Origin of the sequence: Agrococcus beijingensis (genome assembly GCF_030758955.1) — a bacterium.
Taxonomy (GTDB): Bacteria; Actinomycetota; Actinomycetes; order Actinomycetales; family Microbacteriaceae; genus Agrococcus; species Agrococcus beijingensis.
In genome coordinates this window covers 1,979,345-1,998,314 of sequence record NZ_CP132360.1, presented here as the reverse complement: position 1 = coordinate 1,998,314, position 18,970 = coordinate 1,979,345, and the positions used below count along the sequence as shown (strand labels likewise).

Annotated in this window: 21 protein-coding genes; 7 read left to right on the top strand and 14 right to left on the bottom strand. The window is 73.7% G+C overall.

Annotation, left to right across the window (positions count from 1 at the left end; all coding sequences use genetic code 11):
* Nucleotides 1–13: 13 nt before the first annotated feature.
* A complete protein-coding gene (locus tag Q9250_RS09610; protein ID WP_306231660.1) occupies nt 14–655 on the top strand; it encodes a MarR family winged helix-turn-helix transcriptional regulator in 642 nt (213 codons plus the stop codon).
* Here Q9250_RS09610 and Q9250_RS09605 read toward each other — a convergent pair.
* From Q9250_RS09605 to Q9250_RS09590, 4 genes are all read right to left on the bottom strand, one after another.
* Nucleotides 652–2,085: an ATP-dependent DNA helicase gene (locus tag Q9250_RS09605; protein WP_306231659.1), complete on the bottom strand. Its 1,434-nt coding sequence runs from the start codon at nt 2,083–2,085 to the stop codon at nt 652–654. The genes Q9250_RS09610 and Q9250_RS09605 overlap by 4 nt on opposite strands.
* Nucleotides 2,086–2,184: 99 nt before the next feature.
* Complete coding sequence (locus tag Q9250_RS09600) at nt 2,185–2,985, bottom strand: ABC transporter permease (RefSeq protein WP_422665036.1); 801 nt, start codon at nt 2,983–2,985, stop codon at nt 2,185–2,187.
* Nucleotides 2,982–4,016, bottom strand: coding sequence for an aliphatic sulfonate ABC transporter substrate-binding protein (locus Q9250_RS09595; protein WP_306231658.1), 1,035 nt, complete (start codon nt 4,014–4,016; stop codon nt 2,982–2,984). Before Q9250_RS09595 ends, Q9250_RS09600 begins: the two co-directional genes overlap by 4 nt.
* Nucleotides 4,013–4,852, bottom strand: a complete 840-nt coding sequence (locus tag Q9250_RS09590) for an ABC transporter ATP-binding protein (RefSeq protein ID WP_306231657.1) — start codon at nt 4,850–4,852, stop codon at nt 4,013–4,015. Before Q9250_RS09590 ends, Q9250_RS09595 begins: the two co-directional genes overlap by 4 nt.
* A 193-nt stretch (nt 4,853–5,045) precedes the next feature.
* Between Q9250_RS09590 and Q9250_RS09585 the strand changes: the two genes are divergently transcribed.
* Together Q9250_RS09585 and Q9250_RS09580 are read left to right on the top strand one after the other, a co-directional pair.
* Nucleotides 5,046–5,861 carry a class II glutamine amidotransferase gene (locus Q9250_RS09585; RefSeq protein ID WP_306231655.1) on the top strand — a complete coding sequence of 272 codons (816 nt, stop codon included), beginning with the start codon at nt 5,046–5,048 and terminating at the stop codon, nt 5,859–5,861.
* Nucleotides 5,862–5,896: 35 nt separating this feature from the next.
* A complete protein-coding gene (locus Q9250_RS09580) occupies nt 5,897–7,042 on the top strand; it encodes an N-acetylglucosamine-6-phosphate deacetylase (protein WP_306231654.1) in 1,146 nt (381 codons plus the stop codon).
* Nucleotides 7,043–7,070: 28 nt separating this feature from the next.
* Here the strand turns inward: Q9250_RS09580 and Q9250_RS09575 are convergent, their stop codons facing one another.
* Nucleotides 7,071–7,739: an arsenate reductase/protein-tyrosine-phosphatase family protein gene (locus Q9250_RS09575; RefSeq protein ID WP_306231653.1), complete on the bottom strand. Its 669-nt coding sequence runs from the start codon at nt 7,737–7,739 to the stop codon at nt 7,071–7,073.
* A gap of 45 nt (nt 7,740–7,784) precedes the next feature.
* Between Q9250_RS09575 and Q9250_RS09570 the strand changes: the two genes are divergently transcribed.
* Nucleotides 7,785–8,528 carry an aquaporin gene (locus Q9250_RS09570; protein ID WP_306231652.1) on the top strand — a complete coding sequence of 248 codons (744 nt, stop codon included), beginning with the start codon at nt 7,785–7,787 and terminating at the stop codon, nt 8,526–8,528.
* A 12-nt stretch (nt 8,529–8,540) separates the two neighbouring features.
* Here Q9250_RS09570 and Q9250_RS09565 read toward each other — a convergent pair whose 3' ends face one another.
* From Q9250_RS09565 to Q9250_RS09550, 4 genes are read right to left on the bottom strand one after another with little or no spacing between them, the layout of a single operon-like run.
* Nucleotides 8,541–8,927: a PPOX class F420-dependent oxidoreductase gene (locus Q9250_RS09565; protein WP_306233975.1), complete on the bottom strand. Its 387-nt coding sequence runs from the start codon at nt 8,925–8,927 to the stop codon at nt 8,541–8,543.
* Nucleotides 8,928–8,950: 23 nt separating this feature from the next.
* Nucleotides 8,951–9,169 (bottom strand): DUF3618 domain-containing protein, encoded by a 219-nt coding sequence (locus Q9250_RS09560; protein WP_306231651.1) that lies wholly within the window; start codon nt 9,167–9,169, stop codon nt 8,951–8,953.
* On the bottom strand, nt 9,166–9,609 hold the full coding sequence (locus tag Q9250_RS09555) for a phage holin family protein (protein WP_306231649.1): 444 nt from the start codon (nt 9,607–9,609) through the stop codon (nt 9,166–9,168). Before Q9250_RS09555 ends, Q9250_RS09560 begins: the two co-directional genes overlap by 4 nt.
* Nucleotides 9,609–9,899 (bottom strand): hypothetical protein, encoded by a 291-nt coding sequence (locus Q9250_RS09550; RefSeq protein WP_306231648.1) that lies wholly within the window; start codon nt 9,897–9,899, stop codon nt 9,609–9,611. Before Q9250_RS09550 ends, Q9250_RS09555 begins: the two co-directional genes overlap by 1 nt.
* Before the next feature lie 286 nt (nt 9,900–10,185).
* Here Q9250_RS09550 and Q9250_RS09545 point away from each other — a divergent pair, with 286 nt between their 5' ends.
* On the top strand, nt 10,186–10,512 hold the full coding sequence (locus tag Q9250_RS09545; protein WP_306231647.1) for an ArsR/SmtB family transcription factor: 327 nt from the start codon (nt 10,186–10,188) through the stop codon (nt 10,510–10,512).
* Between the two features lie 9 nt (nt 10,513–10,521).
* On the opposite strand, the gene Q9250_RS09540 is transcribed toward Q9250_RS09545, so the two are convergent.
* Nucleotides 10,522–12,468, bottom strand: coding sequence for a M13 family metallopeptidase (locus tag Q9250_RS09540; RefSeq protein WP_306231646.1), 1,947 nt, complete (start codon nt 12,466–12,468; stop codon nt 10,522–10,524).
* 121 nt (nt 12,469–12,589) lie between these two features.
* Between Q9250_RS09540 and Q9250_RS09535 the strand changes: the two genes are divergently transcribed.
* Nucleotides 12,590–13,906, top strand: coding sequence for an MATE family efflux transporter (locus Q9250_RS09535; protein ID WP_306231644.1), 1,317 nt, complete (start codon nt 12,590–12,592; stop codon nt 13,904–13,906).
* A 115-nt stretch (nt 13,907–14,021) separates the two neighbouring features.
* Here Q9250_RS09535 and Q9250_RS09530 read toward each other — a convergent pair whose 3' ends face one another.
* Both Q9250_RS09530 and Q9250_RS09525 read right to left on the bottom strand, forming a co-directional pair.
* Nucleotides 14,022–14,912: an SDR family oxidoreductase gene (locus Q9250_RS09530; RefSeq protein ID WP_306231642.1), complete on the bottom strand. Its 891-nt coding sequence runs from the start codon at nt 14,910–14,912 to the stop codon at nt 14,022–14,024.
* On the bottom strand, nt 14,909–15,349 hold the full coding sequence (locus Q9250_RS09525; protein ID WP_306231640.1) for a nuclear transport factor 2 family protein: 441 nt from the start codon (nt 15,347–15,349) through the stop codon (nt 14,909–14,911). Before Q9250_RS09525 ends, Q9250_RS09530 begins: the two co-directional genes overlap by 4 nt.
* 70 nt (nt 15,350–15,419) lie before the next feature.
* Between Q9250_RS09525 and Q9250_RS09520 the strand changes: the two genes are divergently transcribed.
* Nucleotides 15,420–16,061 carry a TetR family transcriptional regulator gene (locus tag Q9250_RS09520; RefSeq protein WP_306231638.1) on the top strand — a complete coding sequence of 214 codons (642 nt, stop codon included), beginning with the start codon at nt 15,420–15,422 and terminating at the stop codon, nt 16,059–16,061.
* Nucleotides 16,062–16,089: 28 nt separating this feature from the next.
* Here Q9250_RS09520 and Q9250_RS09515 read toward each other — a convergent pair whose 3' ends face one another.
* The gene (locus Q9250_RS09515; protein WP_306231637.1) at nt 16,090–17,727 is read right to left on the bottom strand and encodes an ABC transporter permease; all 1,638 of its coding nucleotides are present in this window, start codon (nt 17,725–17,727) and stop codon (nt 16,090–16,092) included.
* 7 nt (nt 17,728–17,734) lie between these two features.
* Nucleotides 17,735–18,934 carry an ABC transporter ATP-binding protein gene (locus Q9250_RS09510; RefSeq protein WP_306231636.1) on the bottom strand — a complete coding sequence of 400 codons (1,200 nt, stop codon included), beginning with the start codon at nt 18,932–18,934 and terminating at the stop codon, nt 17,735–17,737.
* Nucleotides 18,935–18,970: the final 36 nt, after the last annotated feature.

Here is an 18,970-nt window from a genome sequence, read left to right as displayed (position 1 = left end):
CTAGGGTTTCCCCGTGACTGATGCGACCCACGCTGCGGACGAGCGCGCCATGCTCGACCCCAGGCGCCTGGGGGCGTCCTCCGAGCTGGTGCGCACGATGGGCCTGACCGACGAGACGGTCGAGGAGATCGTCGACCTCTTCCAGGCGCTCCGCACCTGGCATCGCACCTCGGAGGCGCACAGCGAGGCCGGCCGGCGCTTCATGAAGCTGGGCGAGAACGACATGCGGGCGATCCGCTTCACCATGTCGGCCGCGCGCGAGGGCCGCATCGTCACCTCGACGCTGCTCGGCGAGCACCTCGGCATCACCGGGCCCTCGGTGACGAAGCTGCTCGACCGGCTCGAGCGCGGCGGCCACATCCGCCGCGAGGCGCACCCGACCGATCGCCGCGCGCTCTCGGTGGTCGTCACCGACGAGACCCGCACCGCAGCCACCGCCTCGGTGGGCCGCGACCACACCCGCCGCTTCGCGGTCGCCGCCTCGATGTCGAGCGAGGAGCGCCAGGCAGCCACCCGGTTCCTGCGCGCGCTCGCCGACCTGCCCGTCGTCGAGCACGGAGCAGCCGAGCACGATGCCGCCGAGCACGATGGCGCCGAGGACGCAGACGAGGCGGATGCGTCAGCGCAGCAGGGCGAGCGGGCCCAGCCCCGTTAGAAGGGCGTCGGCGCGTCGGGCGCGAAGAGCGCCTCGACGCGATCGCGACGATCCTCCTCGGCGGCTGTCTCGGCCGGGGGCGCGTCGGGCGGCGCGGCCTGCGCCGCCTGCGCGGCAGCGGGCGGGGCGTCCTTGAGATCGGCCCTGGCCGCCCTGGCCGCATCGCGCTCACGGACCTCGTGGATGAAGCGGCGCACCCGCTGGTCGACGATGATGTCGCCGGGCTTGAGGGGGCGCGTCAGGTAGAGCCCCTCGAGCGAGGTCAGCCGCGACAGCGCGACATAGGTCTGCCCGGGCGCGAACGCCCGCGTGCCGAGGTCGACGACCGCCTGGTCGAAGGTCTTGCCCTGCGACTTGTGGATCGTGACCGCCCACGCGAGCCGCAGCGGGAACTGCGTGAACTCGGCCACCACATCCCGCTTGATCTCCTTCGTCACCGGCGAGTACGAGTAGCGGTACTGCTCCCACACGGCCGGCTCCACCTCGTGCTGCTCGCCGTCGACCTCGACCCACACGGTGCCGCCGATGTCGACGACCTTGCCGAGCGAGCCGTTGACCCAGCGGCCCTCGGAGTCGTTGCGCAGGAACATCACCTGCGCGCCGAGCTTCAGCTGCAGCTCGGCGTCGGCCGGGTACTGGCGGCCGCCGAAGTCGCCGGAGATCTCCGCCGCCGCGGTCTTCGGCCGCCCGGCGAGCTGCGCGAGCTCGCGCGCGTTGATGCGCGTCACGGTGTCGTTGCGGGTGGCGAGCGTCAGCACCTCGCGAGGGGGCGTGCGCGCGCCCGCGTCGTTCAGCAGCTGGGCGATCTCGGCGGTGACGGTGCCGTGGCGCACGGCGTTCAGCGCCTGCTTGAACTCGAGGTCGGACTGCCGATGGATGTGCACGAGCTCGACAACCCGCAGCTCGGCCTCCTCGCGCCAGACGCGGGCGTCGAAGAACCACATCGACTCGTAGTGGTCGGCGAAGTAGGCGCGCTCCTCGGCGTCGCCCGGCACCGGCGCGAGCTGGTACGGGTCGCCGAACATCACCACCTGCACGCCGCCGAACGGCACCGATCGCACGCCGCGGGCCTGCCGCAGCGAGCGGTCGATCGCGTCCATCAGGTCGGCGTTCACCATCGAGATCTCGTCGATCACCAGCAGGTCGAGCTTGCCGAGCATCTGCTTCAGCTCGGTGCGCTGGCGCAGCGGCGCCTCGGCGATCACGCCCAGCGGCAGCTTCAGCAGCGAGTGGATGGTCTGGCCGCCGACGTTGAGGGCCGCGACGCCGGTCGGGGCACAGACGATGATCGACTTCTTCGAGTGCTCGGTCAGGTGCCGCAGCAGCGTCGACTTGCCGGTGCCGGCGCGGCCGGTGATGAACAGGTGCCCGTCGCCCTGCTCGATGGCGTCATAGATCGCCAGCTGCTCCGGGGTCAGCTCGACGGTCATCCCACCATTCTCACGCACCAGGCGGAGGCTAGCGGGCAGGCGCCGGGCGGGTTGCGGCCGTGGCGGGGCCTGTGGATCGGCGCGCGGATCGGCGGCGCCTCACAGCCAGCGGCGCAGCAGCCGCCGCTCGGCGACGCCGATCAGCGCATCGCTCGCCTTGCCGAGCACGGCGAGCAGCACGATCGCCAGCAGGATGCGGTCGACCCGACCGTTGTTCTGGGAGTCGATCAGCAGGAACCCGAGCCCCATCGACGACGCGATGAGCTCTGCCGCCACCAGGAACAGCCAGGCCTGCGCGAGCGCGAGCCGGAGGCCCGAGACGACCGACGGCACGACGGCGGGCAGCTGCACGGCGGCGAGGAGACGGATGCCGGAGAGCCCGAACGCCCGACCGGCCTCGACCAGCTGCGGGTCGACGTGCCGCAGGGCGCCGGCGACCGTCGTGAACACCGGGAAGAGCGAACCGATGGCGATGAGCGCGACCTTGGAGTCCTCGTTGATGCCGAGCGACAGCACCAGCAGCGGCACCCAGGCGAGCGACGGCACCGCGCGGAAGGCCCCGACCGTCGGGCCGAGCAGTCGGTTCGCGCGCCGGGACAGCCCGACGAGCGCGCCGAGCGCGAGGCCCGCGGCGGCACCGATCGCGAAGCCGAGCACGACGCGCTGCGCCGAGATGCCGACGTGCCGCCACAGCGTGCCGTCGGCCGCCAGCTGCAGCCCCGCCTCGAGCACTGCGGCAGGCGGCGGCAGCCGGTGCGGCGGCACGATGCCGAGCGCCGTCACCGCCCACCAGAGCGCCAAGAGCGCGAGCGGCACGATCAGCCCGCTCAGCACCACCGGGGCGGCGAGGCGGCCGCTGCCCGCGCGGGCCGGGGCGGGGCCTGCGAGCGTCAGCGTCATGAGCCGACCGAGCTCGGGTCGGCCGCGTCGGCGAACTGCGTGTCGAAGAGCGTGTCGAGCGCCTCGTCGACAGCCGCCTGGCTCGTGACGTCGCCGGCCTCCACGAAGATCGGCCCGATGAACTCGAGCACCTCGCGCTGTGCGTCGCCCGGGGCGGCGTCGACCTCGAAGTTGGTGCGGTCGTGGATGACGGCGGTCGCGACGACCGGGTCGATGCCCGCGACCTCCGACAGGATGCGGGCGGTCTCCTCGGGCTCGGAGATCGCGAACTCGCGCGCTCGCTCGTAGGCGTCGACGATCAGCTGCGCGAGATCCGGCGACGCCTCCAGGAACTCCTCGGTGGCGTTCAGGAACCCGTAGGAGTTGAAGTCGATGTTGTCGTAGATGATGCGGGCGCTGCCGTCGGCGACCGCGGTCGAGAGCATCGGGTCGAGCCCCGACCACGCCTCGACCGCGCCCGACTGCAGGGCCGCGAGGCCGTCGGCGTGCTGCAGGTTCTGCACGCTGACCTGGTCGGCCGACAGGCCGCCCTCGGCGAGCGACTGGAGCAGGAAGAAGTAGGGGTCGGTGCCCTTCGTGGCCGCTATCGACGCGCCCTCCAACTGCGAGACCTCGGTCACCTCCGAGGCTGCCGGCACCAGGATCGCCGACCAGTTGGGCTGCGAGTAGACGTCGATCGTGCGGATCGGCGAGCCGTTCGCGCGGGCGAGCAGCGCGGCCGAGCCGGCCGTCGACCCGACGTCGACGGCACCGGCGCGCAGCAGCTCGTTGGCCTTGTTCGAGCCGGTCGACTGCACCCAGCTGACCGTGACCTCGCCCTCGGTGGCCGCCTCGAGCCAGCCCTGGTCCTTGATGATCAGGCTGAGCGGGTTGTAGGTGGCGAAGTCGACGTCGAGCGTATCGGCGCTCCAGCCGGCGTCGGTCGCGGCGTTCGCCTGCGGGGCGACGGTCGAGCCCTCGCCGGCGCAGCCGACGAGCATCGACGCGGCGATGAGGCTGGCGCCGATGGCTGCGGTGCGGGTGCGGTTCATGCGAGGACCTCCTGGTCGACGGTGTGCAGTGCGTGGGAAGGAAGGGGGGCGGATGCGTCGGTGTGCCTGCGCGGGACCCCGAGGCCCTCGAGCAGCTCGGCCCGCAGCTCCGCGAGGTCGGCGGCGCCGCGGTCGCGGGGCCGCTCGCCGGGCACGGTGACGAGCGAGACGACGGTCGAGCCCTCGGCGGTGACGCCGGGACCGAGCAGCACGACGCGGTCGGCCAGGTGCAGGGCCTCGTCGACGTCGTGGGTGACGAGCACGATCGTGCGCGGCTCGGCGCGGTGCACGTCGAGCAGCAGCTCCTGCATCGACAGCCGCGTCAGGGCGTCGAGCGCGCCGAAGGGCTCGTCGAGCACAAGCACACCCGGCTCGCGGGCCAGCGCGCGGGCCAGCGAGGCGCGCTGCGCCATGCCGCCGGAGACCTGCCTCGGCCGCAGCTCGGCCGCGTCGCGGAGCCCGACGAGGTCGAGCAGCTCGGCGACCCTGGCGAGCCCGGCGGCCGAGCGGCCGTGGTCGGGCAGGCCGAGCGCGACGTTGCGGGTGATGGTGCGCCACGGCAGCAGCCGCGGCTCCTGGAAGGCGACGGCCACGCGCTGATCGGCCGCGCGCACGGCCTCGCCGGCGATGCGCACCGAGCCGCCGTCGGCGCTGTCGAGGCCGGCGATCAGCCGCAGCAGCGTCGACTTGCCGCAGCCGGATGGGCCGAGGATCGCGACGATCTCCGCCGCGCCGACCCGCAGGTCGACGTCGGAGAGCACGACGCGGTCCGCATCGCGCTGCGCGAAGGTGCGGGTGACGTCGTCGAGCTCGACGGTGAGTGCACTGGTGGTCATGGGGCGACGCTACGAACCGCGGCCGCCGAGCGCACCACCCCGGCGTCACGGGGCGTAGCAAAGCGGGCCGGGGACGACGCCCGGAGCACACCCGGAACACGCCCGTGGCGACGCGCGTTACCGAGTGTGACGACGCATCCGCCCGTTCGTGCCCGGATGCGCGAGAATGGTCGGAACGGAAGGGGAACCCACGATGTGCAGACTGCTCGCTCACGTCTCCCCTTCGCCTGCCACGACGCGCGAGGTGCTCGGCGACGCCAGCACGCGCGAGTGGCAGCGGCTCGGCCGCCTGCACACCGACGGCTGGGGCACGGCCTGGCTCGACGGCGACGAGGTGCGCCGCTACCGCGACGCCGCCCGCGGCCTCGACAACCCCGACCTCACCGACGCGCTCGGCGACACCCCGTCGCGCGCCCGGCTGACGCACCTGCGGCTCGCCACCGAGGGCTTCGCCACGCGCGTGCAGAACACGCACCCGTTCCGCGTCGACGACGTCGTGCTCGCCCACAACGGGTCGGTGACGCCCTTCGCCCGGCTGCGCGCGAAGGTCACCGACGCCGAGCTCGCCCGCGTCGGCGGCGAGACCGACACGGCGGCGGTGTTCGCGCTGATCCTGCGCCGCTACGACGCCGGCGAGCCGCTGTTCGACGCGGTCACCGCGGTGGTCGCCGAGCTGCGGCGGGAGTTCCCGAGCAGCGCCCTCAACCTGCTGGTGCTCTCGAACCGCGAGCTCATCGCGGTGCACGCCAACGAGGGCGCGCCGATCCCGCTCGAGCTGTTCGAGGAGTCGGGGCTGGGCGACGACCTGCCGATCGGCCACGTCGACCACTACTACCAGCTGTCGTGGCGCCGCTCTGAGGACGGCGCGGTCGCCGTCACGTCGAGCGGCCTGACCGGCGACGGCTGGCAGCGCATGGCGCCCGAGACCGCCGTGCGCATCGACCTCGACACCCTCGAGGTGTCGCGTCGCGAGCTCGCCGCGGCCGCCGTCGTCACCGCCGCCGCATAGACGGCTCGGCAGTCGCCGCTGAATAGGCTGGGCGGGTGACCGACTCGCGTGTGCTGCTGACCGCTGACCGCGCGCTCGTCGAGGGCATGCTGGTGCCGGATGCGTGGCTCGAGTCCGCGGGCGGCGCCATCACCGCGATCGGCCAGGGAGCGCCGCCGCGCGCCCTCGACGCGTCGATCGGCGACCGCGCGCTCGGCGCGGTCACGCTGGCTCCCGGCTTCGTCGACCTGCACTGCCACGGCGCGGTCGGCGGTGCCTTCGACGACGACGAGCCCGACTTCGACGCCATCCTGGGCTTCCACGCGGCGCACGGCACGACCCGGCAGGCGATCTCGCTCGTCACCGCTCCGCTCGAGCTGCTCGAGCGGCGCGTGCGCGCGGCGGCCGCGCGGGCCGCGGTCGACGCCTCGGTGCTCGGCATCCACCTCGAGGGGCCGTTCCTGGCCGACAGCCATCGCGGCGCGCACCAGGCCTCGGCGCTGCAGGAGCCGACCCCCGAGGCCGTCGACCGCCTGCTCGCCGCGGGCGAGGGCCGGCTGCTGCAGATCACCGTCGCGCCCGAGCTGCCGGGCGCGCTCGCCGCGATCGAGCGCTTCGTGGCGGCGGGCGTGCGGGTCGCCGTCGGCCACACGGGCGCCGACGCCGACGCGACGCGCGCCGCCTTCGACGCGGGCGCGACGCTGCTCACGCACGCCTGCAACGCGATGCCGCCGATGCACCACCGCTCCCCCGGGCCGCTGCCGCCGTCGCTGCTCGACGAGCGCGTCACCCTCGAGGCGATCGCCGACGGCGAGCATGTGGCGCCCGAGGTGCTCGCGCTGCTCGTGCGGTCGGCGCCCGGCCGCGTGGCGCTCGTCAGCGACGCCATGGCGGCGGCCGGCATGGCCGACGGCGACTACCGCATCGGTGCGCTGGCGGTGCGCGTGCGCCAGGGCCTGCCGCGGCTGGCCGACGGCGGCGCGATCGCCGGCTCGACGCTCACGCTCGACCGGGCGGTGCGGGTGCTGCTGAGCGCCGGCGTGCCGATCGACGCTGCGCTCGACGCGGCCACCAGGGCACCGGCGGATGCTGTCGGTCGCCCCGATCTCGGACGTCTCGTCGTGGGCGCCCGCGCCGACCTCGTCGCGCTCGACGGGCGCCTCGAGGTGGCGGGCGTCTGGCGCGACGGCGTCGCCCGCTGAGCTCGAGGCCGCGGGCGCCTGTCGCTCGCTACGCGGCCCTCAGGCGCGTCGCGAGCTCGTCGATGCGACGCTCGAGGTCGTCGAACGCAGCGTCGAAGGCTGCGTCGGTGCCGACGCGCACCGGGTCGGGCACCGACCAGTGGAGCGCCGCGCCCTCGAACGACTCGTGGGCGGCGTCGCAGACGGTGATGACGAGGTCGGTGGGCTCGACGACACCGTCGAGCCCGCGCGGCACCGCGCCCTGCAGGTCGAGCCCGCGCCGCGCCGCCACGGCGACCGCACCCGGAGCGACCTCCGCGGCGGGGCGGGTGCCGGCGGAGGTCGCTGGGATGTCGCTGCGTCGTGCCCAGAGCTCGACCGCGAGCTGCGAGCGCGCGGAGTTGGCGGTGCAGACGAAGACGACGCGACGGGCTGCGGCGGTGGGCGACGGTGCGAGCCCCGCGAGCCCGGCAGGGGCGAGGCGCACGTAGGAGCGTCGCCGATCGGCCTCGCTCCTCGTGCGCGTGACGAGACCGGCGCGCTCGAGCACCGAGAGGTGGTGCGCGACGAGGTTCGACGGCATGCCCAGCGAGTCGGCGATCTCGCTCGGTGCGAGATCGCCGAGCGTCAGCAGGTCGACCAGGCGCAGCCGGGCCCGATCGGCGAGCGCGGCGTGCTTCGCGGCGCGCGCCCCGAGGCCTGTTTGCTCGGTGTTCATTGACTCAATGTTGACTGAGTGACCGATCGTCGTCAAGATCGTCGGGTGACCTCGTCCACCGCCTCCCACCTGCCGCTCTCTCGGCGCCTGCTCGCCGAGCTGCTCGGCACCGGTCTGCTGGTGGCGGTGGTGGTCGGCTCGGGCATCATGGCCGCGCGGCTCTCGCCAGACGACACGGGCCTGCAGCTGCTGCAGAACTCGACCGCGACCGCGTTCGGGCTCGCCGTGCTCATCGTGGTGCTCGGGCCGACCTCCGGAGCGCACTTCAACCCTGTGGTCTCGATCGTCGACGCCGTGCTCGGGCGCAGCGACCGCAGCGGCCTCTCCGCCACCGAGCTCGGCGGCTACATCGGCGCTCAGGTGATCGGCGCCGTCGCCGGTGCCGTGCTGGCGAACCTGATGTTCCAGGTGCCGACGGCGATCGCGACCACCGAGCGCGTCGACGCCGGCCGCCTGCTGGCCGAGGTCGTCGCGACCGCTGGCCTGGTGCTCGTGATCGTGGCGCTCTCCCGCAGCGGCAGGTCGGCCGCGATCGCGCCCGCGGTCGGCGCCTACATCGGTGCCGCCTACTGGTTCACCAGCTCGACCTCGTTCGCCAACCCGGCGGTGACGATCGGGCGGATGCTCTCGGACACGTTCGCGGGCATCGCACCGGCAAGCGTGCTCCCGTTCATCGCGGCGCAGCTCGTCGGAGGCGCCGCCGGGGCCGCGATCGCCGTGCTGCTCCACCCGCGCGCCACGACCGTCGTCGACGCGCCGCGACCCACCGCATCCGCCGTCTCGGCGTGACCGCGCCCGACCTCAGGCGATGAGTCCCCGCGAGCCCATCGCGCGCTCGACCTCGAGCTCGATGACCACGCGGTTCGGATTCACGCGAGGCTGTCGATAGCGGCGCGCGTAGCGCTCGACCGCATCGGCGACGCGCCGCGGGTCGTCCGCGATCGTGGCGGTGCCCGAGAAGGAGCACCAGCGCGCGCCATCCAGCTGGGCGATGCTCGCGCGCGGGTCGCGACGCAGGTTCGCCACCTTCTGCGAAGCGCCGTCGGTGATCACCCGCACGAGGAGGCCGGTCGCCGTCTCCTCCACGGTGCAGCCGACCGCGACCACGTGCAGCGAGCCGTCGCGCCGCAGCGTGCTGAGGGTCGCCAGGTGACGCTCGACGGCGAACGCGCGCCCCGCATCCGTCAGCGCGGGACGTCGCGGCGCAGCGCTCAGCGGCGGCCGAAGATCGCCAGGGCGATGCCGCCCAGCACCAGCACGGCGGCGCCCGCCGCGGCGGCGATCCAGGGCGTCGGATCCTCGTTGTAGGAGTCCTGCGCCTTGCCCACGAAGCGGTTCGCGACCTTCTTCGGGTTGACGCGGTCCTCGATCTCGTTGAGGTGCTGGCGCAGCTCCTCGCGCTGGCGGTCGATGTCGCGCTGCTCGGTCATCGCGGGGCTCCGTTCGTGGTGGGCAGGTCGTCGAGCGGGCTGCGGCCCTCGGCGGCGTAGCCCACGCCGCGCACCATGTTGACGTCGTCCTTGATGCTGTCGACCGCCTCGAGGTTCGAGAAGTCCTTGTTCTTCTTCAGCAGCCCGAGGCCGACGAGCACCAGGATGCCGGCGACCAGCAGCAGGAACGCCGACACCAGCAGCGCCGAGAGCCACGGCGGGAAGACCACATTGAGGCCCTCGAACGCCGCGACGAGCAGCCAGCCGAAGAGGAAGACCGCGAAGAACCCTGCCCCCGCGAGCACGCCCGCGCCGGCGCCGAGGCCGGCCGCCTTCGTCGAGAGCTCGTCCTTCAGATGCTGGATCTCGGCCTTGATCAGGCCGACGATCAGCTGCGGCGTCTCCGCCAGCAGATCGCCGAGCGACTTGCGCTCCACCATCAGAACTCTCCGGTGCCCGTGCCGGTGCTCGAGCCCTCGCCACCGTGGCGCGCGCTGCGCCGGCTGACCTTGCTGATCGCGTCGCCGGCGGCGTCCTTCGCCGACTCGACGAGCTTGGGGGCCTTCGTCTCGACGAAATGCTGCACCTCGTGCCGCTGCTTCGCGACCGAAGGCGAGTTCCACACCTTGTCGGCCGCGCCCGCGATCTGCTCGTAGCGCAGGCGACCTGCCTTCGCACCGAGCACATAGCCGGCGCCGAAGCCGATCACGAGAAGGATCCTGCCGCGCATGTTCGCTCCTGCCGTTGGGATGTGCCAGCGGAGCTGGCCTGGTTCCGCGCCCCACGATACCGAGCCGCGACCCGCGTGCGCTCCCAGGTTGCTGGACATCGACGGCGGCTGGGCAGCGGAGGCCCGCAAGGGCCTCCGCCCGAGCGATCGTTTAGCAGCAGCCGTCGCCGCAGCACTCCTTGCGGGCCTCTTCCAGAACCTGCTCGTCCATCGCGCACCTCCTCTCGTATCGATGTGTGTCAATGTGTATCATATCGACGGAGGTCGATGCGAGAGGATGCGTGACATGCGAGAGACCGTCTGGTGCACGCCCGGAGAGCCCGCGCTCGAGCGCGCGGAGGCCGAGGCGATCGCGGCCCGCCTGAAGGCCGTCGCCGAGCCTTCGCGCCTGCGGATGCTCTCGATGCTCGCCGCCACCGACGGCGAGATCTGCGTGTGCGACCTGGCCGACGCCATCGACGTGAGCCAGCCCACCGCATCCCATCACGCCAAGGTGCTCGTCGCCGCCGGGCTCATCGAGCGCGAGCAGCGGGGCAAGTGGGCGCACTACCGGGTGGTCGACGGCGCGCTCGACGAGCTCGGGGCGCTGCTGCGCTCGCCCGGCCGCGCCTGACGCGCGGCGTCACCAGATCGTGACGCGCGCCTCCGGGTCGAGCCAGAGCGCATCGCCGGGCCGCACGCCGAACGCCTCGACGAACGCGTCGAGGTTCTTGACCACCTGGTTCGTGCGGTGCTCGTTCGGCGAGTGCGGGTCCATCGAGACGAGCCGCACGGCCTCCTCCTGACGGATCTTCAGCTGCCAGGCGTACGACCACGACAGGAAGAACCGCTGCGCGCCCGTGTACCCGTCGAGCTCCGGCGGCTCCGCCCCGCCGAGGGACGCGACATAGGCCTTCCAGGCGATCCCGAGCCCGCCCAGGTCGCCGATGTTCTCGCCGATCGTGAGCGCGCCGTTCACCTTGTGCCCGGGGGCCGCGACCGGCTCGAGCGCGTCGTACTGCGCGATCAGCGCGCTCGTGCGCGCGTCGAACGCCGTGCGGTCCTCGTCGGTCCACCAGTCGTGGAGGCGTCCGTCGCCGTCGAACTTCGAGCCCTGGTCGTCGAAGCCGTGCCCGATCTCGTGCCCGATGACGGCACCGATGGCGCCGAAGTTCGCAGCCGCATCCCTCGTCACGTCGAAGAACGGGGGCTGCAGGATCGCGGCCGGGAAGACGATCTCGTTGAAGCCGGGGTTGTAGTAGGCGTTGACCGTCTGCGGGTTCATGAACCACTCGTCGCGGTCGATCGGCTTGCCGATCTTCGCCAGCTCGCGGTCGTGCTCGAAGCGGGTCGCGGCCTGCACGTTGGCGACCAGGTCGGCGCCGATCTCGAGCGAGCCGTAGTCGCGCCACCGCACGGGGTAGCCGATCTTGGGCGTGAACTTCTCGAGCTTCTCGAGCGCGCGCCCGCGGGTCTCCTCGCCCATCCACTCGAGCTGGGCGATCGACGCGCGGTAGGCGTCGACCAGGTGCGCGATCAGCTCGTCCATCGCGGCCTTCGCCTCCGGCGGGAAGTGCCGGTCGACGTAGATGCGGCCGATCGCGTCGCCGAGCATGCCCTCGACGAGCGAGACGCCGCGCTTCCAGCGCTCGCGCTGCTCGGGGGCGCCGGTGAGCACCGTGCCGTAGAAGTCGAACTGATCCTTCGAGATGCCGGTGGTCAGGTAGCTGGCGAACGAGCGCAGCACGCCCAGGCGCAGCCACGCCTTCCACTCGTCGAGGCGCTCGTCGACGAGCATCGCCGACACGCCGTCGAAGTAGCTCGGCTGGCGCACGACCGCCTCGTCGAACGTGCCCTCGGGCGCGTGCACGGCGCGCAGCCAGGTGTGCAGGCGAGGGTAGCGCTCGGCGGGGCGCTGCAGGTTGTAGGTCTTCTCGTCATCGCGCGAGGTCACGCGATCCCAGTGGTGGGTGGCGATCTCGGTCTCGAGCGCGAAGACGAGCGTCGCCTCGGCGTGGGCGCGCTCCTCGGCGTCGCCGAGGTGGCCGAACATCGTCTGCAGGTGCTCGAGGTAGGCCGTGCGCACCTCGGCGAACGCATCCTCGCGGTAGTACGACTCGTCGGGCAGCCCCAGCCCGCCCTGGTTGAGGTGCACGAGGTAGCGGCCCGGATCGCCCGGGTCGGTGTCGACCCACACGCCCACCAGGCCCGGGCCGCCGATCGCCTCGAGGTCGCCCATCAGCTCGAGCAGCCCGTCGACGCTGTCGACCGCGTCGACGCGCTCGAGCAGCGGACGGATCGGGTCGATGCCCTTGGCGTCGGCCGCCGCCTCGTCGAGGAAGGATGCGTAGAGGTCGCCGACCTTGCGCGCGTCGGTGCCCGGCTCGGCCTGCTGCATCTCGATGACGATCTCGCGCACGGCCTCCTCGGCCTGCTCGGCCAGCACCGCGAAGGCGCCCCAGCGAGCCTTGTCGTTCGGGATCTCGGTGCGCTCGAGCCACTTGGCGTGCACGTGGAGGAAGAGGTCGTCCTGGGGGCGGATCTCGGCGCTGAAGTCGTCGACGGGCAGGCCGGAGGGCAGAGTCGTCATGGGGGTCAGCATATGGCGCGCGGTGCGGGATCCGGCGTCGGAGCCGGGCGCCGCTGCCGCCGTCGCGACCGGGCGCCCGACCGGCCGCCAGCGGCGTGCGCCGCGCCGGTAGCGTTGCCGGGTGCGCCTGCGACCCGACGCCCGCGATCGCGAGATCCTGCGGCTGGCCGTGCCCGCGCTCGGCGCGCTCATCGCCGAGCCGGCGTTCCTGCTCGTCGACACGGCCCTCGTCGGGCACCTCGGCGCCGAGCAGCTCGCGGGCGTCGGCATCGGCGTCGCGGCGCTCTCGACCGCCGTCGGGCTGCTGATCTTCCTCGCCTACGGCACCACGCCGGCCGTCGCGCGGCTGCTGGGTGCCGGCGATCGTCCGGCTGCGATCCGGGCGGGCATCGACGGCATCTGGCTGGCGATCGTCGCCGGTGCGGTGCTCGTGCTGGCCACCCCGCTCGCCGGACCCGTCGTCGCCCTCTTCGGTGCCGCATCCGCCGTCACCGCGCACGCGGCCGTCTATCTCGGCATCTCGATCCTCGGGCTGCCCGCCATGCTCATCGTGCTGGCCGCGACCGGCCTCATGCGCGGCCTGCAGGACACCCGCACGCCGCTGGTCGTCGCCACCATCGGCTTCGCCGCGAACGCCGCGCTCAACGTGCTGCTGATCTACGGCGGCGGGCTCGGCGTCGCGGGCAGCGCGCTCGGCACGGTCATCGCGCAGTGGGGCATGGCCGCGTTCTTCCTGTGGTTCGCGGTGCGCGAGGCGCGGCGGGCCGGTGTGCCGCTCGGCATCCACTGGGGCGACCTCGGCCGCACCGCGTCGACCGGCGGCTGGCTGTTCATGCGCACGCTGTCGCTGCGGGTGGCGCTGCTCGCGACGACCGCCATCGCGGCGCAGGCGGGCACGGCGACGCTCGCCGCCACCCAGATCGCGTTCACCCTCTTCTCGACGCTCGCCTTCGCGCTCGACGCGCTCGCCATCGCCGGCCAGGCGATGCTGGGCAGGTCGCTCGGGGCGGGCGACGTGGCCGAGGCGCGCGCCGTGACGCGACGGCTGCAGGCATGGGGCGTGGGGTTCGGATGCGTCGTCGGGGCCCTGCTGCTCTCGGTCGCGTGGGTGCTCGGGGGCGTCTTCACGAGCGACGCGGCCGTGCTCGAGGCGCTGCCGGTCGCGCTCGTGCTGCTGGCGCTGGCGCAGCCGATCGCCGGCTTCGTCTTCGTGCTCGACGGCGTGCTGATCGGCGCGGGCGACGTGCGCTACCTGGCGTGGACGGGCCTGCTCAACCTGGCCGTCTACCTGCCGCTGCTGCTGCTGGCGCTCGTGCCGGGCGTGGATGCGCTGGCGACGATCTGGGCGGCGTTCTCGTTCGGCTACCTCGGGGCGCGGGCCGTGACGCTGGGCCTGCGTGCCCGCTCGGACGCGTGGATGCGGGTCGGGCGCACGTGACGCATCCGCCTCGCCTCCCGATGCACAACGCAAGCCCGTTGAGGCCTTTCCGCGGCGCTCGCCCGAGCACGAGTCGATCTGCCGCGCCGATGCCGAGTCGGGCTTGCGTTGTGCGTCACGCGTCGACGCTGGTCGACGCCGGCGGCCAGCGCATCGTCTCCGGGGTGATCGGGCGCATCGCCAGCCAGGTCGGCAGCTCGCCCTCAGTGCTGTCGGGCGGCTGCGACTCGTTCATGGCGATGCCGAGCGTGAGCCGTCGCCCGAGATCCGGGCGGAAGAGCGACAGGCCCGACCCGATGACGCGGGCGAGCGCCAGGGGCAGGTGCCGAGGCGCCCCGTGCCACGAGTTGGCCTCCTGCACCATGGCGGCGAGCTGCGAGGGCGTGAGCGGATCCGGTCCGCACACCTCGAGGATGCGCCCTCGGAGCGCGTCGTCGGTCGCCGCGCGCGCCACCACAGCGGCGACGTCGCGCACGTCGACGAACCGATGCAGTGCCGCCCCCGGGCCGATCAGGCTCGGACGGCCCGATCGCCCCGCGGAGAGCGTCAGGATCATGGCCCAGGTCTGCGCGAACGCGGCCGCGCGCACGATCGTCCACGGGGCTCCGCACTCCCTGACGATCTGCTCGGCGGCCCACTTCGTGCGCGCCAGCGGCTGCGCGGCATCAGGCGCGGCGCCGACCGCCGAGACGAGCACGATGCCGCACCCGTTCCTCGTCGCGGCGGCGGCGACCGCCCGGGCGCCCAGCACGTCGACCGACTCGAGCCCGTCGCGCTCCCTGCTCTCCACGCCGTGCGAGGCGACCACGATGCACGAGGCGCCCTCGGCCGCGGCGGTCATCGCCGCAGCATCCCTGACGTCGCCGTCGACCAGCTGCACCCGACCGGGCAGCGGCGGCGCCGCGGTCGTCGCGTGCCGGGCGAGCACCCGCACCTCGTGCTGGGCGCTGAGCGCTTCGACGACGAGCCGGCCGAGGCGACCGGAGCCGCCCACCACCAGGATCATCGTCCCGTCTCCGCGGCGAGCGCACGCACTGCCGCATCCGCGTCGAGCCCGTCGCGCACGACCGGCTCGAGGTAGAAGGTGCCCTCCGAGATGAGCCCCGCGTCGACGCGGTAGATCATGACGCCGCACAGCGCCTGCTCTCGGCCGTCGGCGAGGTGTCCGCGGATGGCGATCTCGCTCCACACGGTCGAGCCGTCGGCCACCAGCCGCCGCTCCTCCAGCGCGAGATCCGCCATCGAGCCGAGCAGCGTCGACCAGTTGCGCCGCACCTGATCTGCGCCGTGGAAGCTCCGATCGGGTCGCGCCGGGTTCTCGAGCGCATAGCCCGGCGCGAAGTGCGCGACGATCCCCTGCAGATCGTGCGCCCTCACGGAGCCGTACAGGCTCCGCACGACGTCTGTCGCCGAGCGCTTGCGGCCCGGCTCCTCCTGGTTCATCGTCCCACTCCTCATCGTGCGAGCTGCGAAGTTTCGATACAGTGATCTGTATCTAATGGGGAGGATCCTCGTGGCTGAGCAGCCTGTCAAGAGGCGCTATGACGCGGCGCGCCGTCGAGAGGGCGCTGCCGAGCGGCGGCGGCGGATCGTAGAGGCGGCGCGGCAGCGCTTCACGGCACAGGGCTTCGCCCTCACCACCGTCGCTGCCGTGGCGGCGGAGGCCGGCGTCTCCCCCGAGACGATCTACAAGTCGTTCGGGGGCAAGGCCGGCCTGGTCCGCGCCATCTGGCAGAGCGCCCTGGCCGGCGTCGGCCCCGAGCACGCGGAGCGGCGGGCGGATGCCGTAGCGGCGTCGGCCGGGACCGGCGCGGAGATCGTCGAGGGCTGGCTGCGCCTGGCGCTCGAGGTCGCGCCGCGGGCGACCCCCGTGCTCGCGCTCATCCGCTCCGCGGCCGAGGTCGACCCGGAGGCGCGGGGGCTGCTGGAGGAGATCGAGGGCGGCCGCGCCGAGCGGATGCTGCACAACGCACGAGCGCTGGCCGACGGCGGCCACCTGCGCCCCGACCTCAGCCTCGAGGCCGCGCGCGACCTCCTGCTGGCCTTCTCCGGCGACCTCTACGAGCGGCTGGTGCTGCGCGCCGGTTGGGATGCGGAGGACTACGTCGCCACGATGACGCGCATGATGGCGGCCGCGCTCCTCCGGCAGCCGTGACGGCCGCCGCTCGCGCCGGAGCCTCGGCTCAGACGATCGCGTCGCGGGTGCGGAAGCGGGCGGTGGCCGCCGCCAGCAGCACCGCGGCGACCGCGAGCAGCCACCAGGAGCCCGTCCAGTCCGGCTCTGCGGCGAGCGGGTTCGCGACCCAGTGGAAGGGGCTGATGTTCTCGAGCCACGCCCACGCGTCGCCCAGCAGGGGCGCGAAGTCGCCCACGAGCAGCAGCCCGATGAGCAGCACCCAGCCGAGCCACGCGACCGTCGACGGCAGGAACGCCACGAGCGCCGCCGCGAGGGCCAGGTAGACGGCGACGAGCGGCAGATGCGTGACGGCGACGCTCGCGAGCTGCCCCCAGCGGTCGTCGCCGGCGGCGGCCAGCGAGGCGCCCGTCACCAGGGTGAACGCCGCCAGCGTCGCGAGCGCGGTGACGACGCCGAGCAGCAGGTGGCTGGCCAGCCAGCCGATGCGGCGCACGGTCGTCGCGAGCACCAGCTCGCCGTGCGCCTGCTCCTCGTGCCGCAGCCGGATCACCGCCTGCATGGCCCCCGCGCAGGCGATCACGCCGATGATGCCGGCGATCGCGGTGATGAACATGCCCTCGGTGTCGCCGCCGCTCTCCTCGCCGAGGGTCGCGACGATGCCCCCCAGCGCCGGGTTGTCGTCGAGCGCGCCCGCCAGCACCGGCGCCAGCCGGCCCGCGACCGTGCCGAGCACCGCCCCCACGACCAGCCACGCCAGCAGGCCGCCGCGCAGCAGCCGGGCCGTCAGCCCCACGGGCGCGCCGCCGGGGCTGAGGCCCAGCCGCGCCGAGCCGGTCGGCCGGCCCACGCGCTCCGGCAGCAGCGAGCGGCCGAGCTCGCGGCGCGACTCGAGCGCCGCGACCAGCGCCCCGAGCACGAGCACGGCCGCGACGAACAGCAGCAGCGGCGTGCCGTCGGGCTCCCACGGCGCATCGGCGTACGGATGCGTCTGGGCGCCCCACCCGATCGGGCTCAGCCAGACGGGCCAGGCCGCCTCGACCCGCGTGAGATCCGCGCTCGGATCGCCCAGGGCATCCCCGATGCCGCGCACGAAGAACCATACGCCCACGACGATCGATGCGGCCCCGTTGGCGGCCCGCGAGGTCGGGAAGACCTGCCCGGCGAGCAGCCCGACGAGCATGCCGACGGCGCCGACACCGGCGAGCGCGGTCGCCAGCAGCAACGAGCCGAACGCGGGCAGGCCGAGCGCGACCGACACCGCCAGCACCGCGCCGCAGACGATCGCGAGCTCGACGACGCCCGCGATCAGCGTCGACACCAGCGGCGCCCAGCGGCCGACGGCGGTGCCGCGCACCAGCTCGGCGCGGCCCGCGTCCTCGTCGCCGCGCGAGTGGCGCACCGCGAAGAAGGTCATCATGAACGCCACCATCACGGCGAGGTAGGCGTAGGTCGAGACGAACATCACCGCGCCCAGGCTGATGCCGGCGGGCGCGCCGCGCAGCAGCAGCAGCGCCGGCTGGGCCGACAGCAGCGCGACCAGGCCCCGCCGCGCCTGCTCGTCGAACGCGGCGCCGAGGCCGCCGAGCACCGCCGCCCACATGCCGGCGACGGCCAGCACCCACAGCAGCACGACCAGCCGGTCGCGCCGCAGCGCCGCCCGGAGCAGCAGCCAGGTGCCGGTCACGGTGCACTCACCCGGCGTGGCGGCCGTGGGCGCCAGGCACGTCCGGCGCAGGCACGTCCGGCGCAGGCACGTCGCCCGCCCCCGGCGCCAGCAGCCCGTCGGAGCCGATCGGGCCGGTCAGCTCCTCCGGCTCCGGCTCCGGCTCCGGCTCCGGCTCCGCGGCCGCCTGCGCGCCCGCCCGCGCGCCCGCGCCCGCCGTCGCACCCGCCCGCGCACCCGCGCCCGCCTGCGCACCCGACGGGAGGGACGCATCCGCCACCACCGCCTCGGCGTGCTGCTCGCCCTTCGCCCGCTCGGCGCGCGCGACGTCGACGCGGCCCTCGTCGCCGTAGTGGCGCAGGAACAGCTCCTCGAGGCTCGGCGGCGTGAGGGTCACCGCCTGCGCGCCGTGCTCGCCCAGCCACCGCAGCACCGCCGGCACGTCGTCGGGCGCGATCGACGCGCGCACGTGCTCGCCCTCGACCACGACGTCGCTGAGCGGCAGCCCGTCGGGCACCGGCCCTCGGTAGCCGACCACCGTGTGGTGCAGGTGGCGCAACTGCTCGAGCGAGCCCGACTCGACGATGCGCCCGTCGCGGATGATCGACACCCGCGAGCACAGCCGCTCGACCTCGCTGAGGATGTGGCTCGAGAGCAGCACGGTCGCGCCGCGGTCGGCGATGCGGCGGATCTCGGCCTGGAAGACGCTCTCCATCAGCGGGTCGAGCCCGCTGGTCGGCTCGTCGAGGATGTAGAGGTCGGCCTCGCTCGCGAACGCGGCGATCAGGGCGACCTTCTGCCGGTTGCCCTTCGAGTAGGTCTTCGCCTTGCGGCGCGGGTCGAAGTCGAACGCATCGATGAGTCGCCGTCGGTCGGATGCGGGGGCACGGTGACCGCGCAGGCGGGTGATCGTGTCGATGGCCTCGCCGCCGGTGAGCCCGGGCCAGAGGGTGACGTCGCCGGGCACGTACGCCGTGCGGCGGTGGATGGCGACCGCGTCGCGCCACGGATCCATGCCCAGCACGCTCGCCGTGCCGCCGGAGGCGCGCAGCATGCCCAGTAGCACCCGGATGGTGGTCGACTTGCCCGCGCCGTTCGGCCCGAGGAAGCCGTGCACGTCGCCCTGCTCGACGCTGAGGTCGAGCCCGTCGAGCGCCTGCACCCGCCCGAACCGCTTGGCGAGACCCGTCGTCTGGATCACGGGGGTCTCGGTGCCCGTCTGCCCCATGGCGCTGACGCTACTCCCCTGCTCGGCAGCGCGGCG

Bases quoted from the DNA above. Each gene is read 5' to 3' on its own strand.
- Q9250_RS09595 (WP_306231658.1), bottom strand. From the start codon at position 4,016: ATGAACCGCACCCGCACCGCAGCCATCGGCGCCAGCCTCATCGCCGCG.
- Q9250_RS09525 (WP_306231640.1), bottom strand. From the start codon at position 15,349: ATGAACCAGGAGGAGCCGGGCCGCAAGCGCTCGGCGACAGACGTCGTG.
- Q9250_RS09590 (WP_306231657.1), bottom strand. From the start codon at position 4,852: ATGACCACCAGTGCACTCACCGTCGAGCTCGACGACGTCACCCGCACC.
- Q9250_RS09545 (WP_306231647.1), top strand. From the start codon at position 10,186: ATGCGAGAGACCGTCTGGTGCACGCCCGGAGAGCCCGCGCTCGAGCGC.
- Q9250_RS09540 (WP_306231646.1), bottom strand. From the start codon at position 12,468: ATGACGACTCTGCCCTCCGGCCTGCCCGTCGACGACTTCAGCGCCGAG.
- Q9250_RS09550 (WP_306231648.1), bottom strand. From the start codon at position 9,899: ATGCGCGGCAGGATCCTTCTCGTGATCGGCTTCGGCGCCGGCTATGTG.
- Q9250_RS09600 (WP_422665036.1), bottom strand. From the start codon at position 2,985: ATGACGCTGACGCTCGCAGGCCCCGCCCCGGCCCGCGCGGGCAGCGGC.
- Q9250_RS09510 (WP_306231636.1), bottom strand. From the start codon at position 18,934: ATGGGGCAGACGGGCACCGAGACCCCCGTGATCCAGACGACGGGTCTC.
- Q9250_RS09560 (WP_306231651.1), bottom strand. From the start codon at position 9,169: ATGACCGAGCAGCGCGACATCGACCGCCAGCGCGAGGAGCTGCGCCAG.
- Q9250_RS09585 (WP_306231655.1), top strand. From the start codon at position 5,046: ATGTGCAGACTGCTCGCTCACGTCTCCCCTTCGCCTGCCACGACGCGC.
- Q9250_RS09555 (WP_306231649.1), bottom strand. From the start codon at position 9,609: ATGGTGGAGCGCAAGTCGCTCGGCGATCTGCTGGCGGAGACGCCGCAG.
- Q9250_RS09575 (WP_306231653.1), bottom strand. From the start codon at position 7,739: ATGAACACCGAGCAAACAGGCCTCGGGGCGCGCGCCGCGAAGCACGCC.
- Q9250_RS09530 (WP_306231642.1), bottom strand. From the start codon at position 14,912: ATGATCCTGGTGGTGGGCGGCTCCGGTCGCCTCGGCCGGCTCGTCGTC.
- Q9250_RS09605 (WP_306231659.1), bottom strand. From the start codon at position 2,085: ATGACCGTCGAGCTGACCCCGGAGCAGCTGGCGATCTATGACGCCATC.